Below are 1,912 nucleotides of genomic sequence, written 5' to 3'. Positions count from 1 at the left end.
TGATCAGCCGGTTTTTTTGTAATGGTCAGCCTGGCGGAGGACTGAGATCATCAGGCCAGAGTAGGGGCAGTCTCATCCCTGCTTGCCCGCTGAGCATCCAGCAGCACATCCAGAGTGGTGAGAAACAGGTCATGACTCATGATCCCGGTGCACAGCGTTGACAGCATCTGATTCCCGGCTGCGTCTTTTAGAGTGACCTTTTCACTCCAGGCATTTAAATCAATTGAAGCAAGGGTCGACACCGGGACTTTACGTCCTTCAACTTCCAGAAACTCGCGTGTCACAATAATCGGTTGTGTAACGACATTCAGGAAGTCCCCCGAGACTCGCTTGCGCCAGACCTGCCCGGTCGGCACATACTTGAAAGTCACTGCGCAGTCAGACTCAAGCTTGTTCATCACAACCGGCAGACACTCGCGAACATGCAACTCACGCACCAGTTGCTGGAATTCCTGAAAGCCTTTCAACGTCCCGATGACGCGATGAAATGGCTCACTTTCATTACGCCGATACGCCAGGTTGGTGATCAGGCCAGTGAATACGGTTTGCCCTGAACTGAACAGGTAAAGGTCTTCTATATCAGCAAACGCCGTATATTGTTGCTGCTTACCACTGACAGCAACAATGCCGTGTTCGTAAACCTCATAATGGGTTCCGCGCAACTTCTTCTGCCACGGATAAAGCCCGAAGAAGACCGCCGAAATGACGACCAGCAGGCCACTGACTGAATAGATCAACAACTGCGGGTTGGAACCACGACTGGTATTCGCCCCGGAACTGGCCACCGGCAGTAGGGTACCCAGGTACAACACAAATCCCGCCATACAGAACAGGCCGATTGCGAGCAACAGCAAGAAGACCAGAAAGCCTTTGCCGTGACGGAAGGTGGAGATCAGTTGACCTGTCACCGTTGAAGCGGGTGTCCTTGACGTGGTCAAACTGGCTGGTGTTGAAGTTCAGCCGGTTCGCCGCGGCGTCGTAGCGGAATTCTTCGCTGTCGATCAGCTGGCCGGTGTCGCGGCTGTGCAGTTGGCCGTTGGCTTCGTATTCGTACTTGATCTCGCCGCGCAGTTTGTCGAGGGTGCGGGTCAGTTCGCCGGCCGGGTCGTATTGGTGACGGCGATGGATCGGGTTGTAGGCGTGCTCGACCAGCAGGTCGGGCTGGATGCCGGGGTTGTACAGGCGCGAGAGTTTTTCCGCCGGCAGGCGCGAGGCGAACTGCCAGCTCTTGCGGCCCAGGGCGTCGTAGCCGAAGCAGCTGGTGAGGGTGCCTTGGGTGCGCAGGACTTCGCGGTGCAGGTCGTCGCGCTCGATGTCGCTGATCAGTTGGCCGTCGAGGTTGAGTTGGTGCAGGTGGCCGCTGCCGTAATACAGGTGATTGAGGTGTTGGCCGGTGGGCAGCGTCAACGTGGTGAGGTTGCTCAGTGGATCGTATTCGTAGGACAAGGCGCCTTGCGCTGTCTTCTCCTGGATCAGCCTGCCGAGCAGGTCGTAGGCGAATTCGAGCGTTTCTTCGCTGACACCCAGTTGCTTACCCTGCGCGGTCGGCAGGCGCTGGATCGACAGCAGGCGATCAGCGTCGTCATACACATAATCCTGACGGGCATCGGCATTGAGTCTGGCCAGCAACCGGCCAATGCGGTCGCGCTCGAATTCGGTGCGGCGTTGTGGCCGCTCGCCGCGTTCGCCGTAGCCGGTTTCATCGACCTGGGTCAGATGTCCGCCGAGGTTGTAGCTGAAGCGCCGGGTCAGGTTGTCGATGCGTTTTTCTTCGATCAACCGGTCGCACGCATCGTAGGCGAACTGGTACGCCGCGTTGTTTTCATTGATCAGCGCGGTCAGGCGAATCGCCAGGTCGTATTCGTAGCGGATGCGCTGGCCCTTGGCGTCCTGGCGGCTGCTCGGCAGGCCA

General features: G+C 57.8%; 1 protein-coding gene and 1 pseudogene. Both read right to left on the bottom strand.

The window, feature by feature from the left end; genetic code table 11:
- Positions 1-50: 50 nt before the first annotated feature.
- A complete protein-coding gene (locus ACM6IT_RS23165) occupies positions 51-662 on the bottom strand; it encodes a hypothetical protein (protein ID WP_414918758.1) in 612 nt (203 codons plus the stop codon).
- Positions 643-1,912 (bottom strand): annotated as a pseudogene (locus ACM6IT_RS23160) (hypothetical protein); the annotation flags it as partial. The pseudogene ACM6IT_RS23160 and the gene ACM6IT_RS23165, both read right to left, overlap by 20 nt.

Origin of the sequence: Pseudomonas sp. IT-P4 (assembly GCF_949767755.1) — a bacterium.
In the GTDB taxonomy this organism is placed as follows: domain Bacteria; phylum Pseudomonadota; class Gammaproteobacteria; order Pseudomonadales; family Pseudomonadaceae; genus Aquipseudomonas; species Aquipseudomonas monachiensis.
This window is presented reverse-complemented; position numbering and strand designations above follow the sequence as displayed.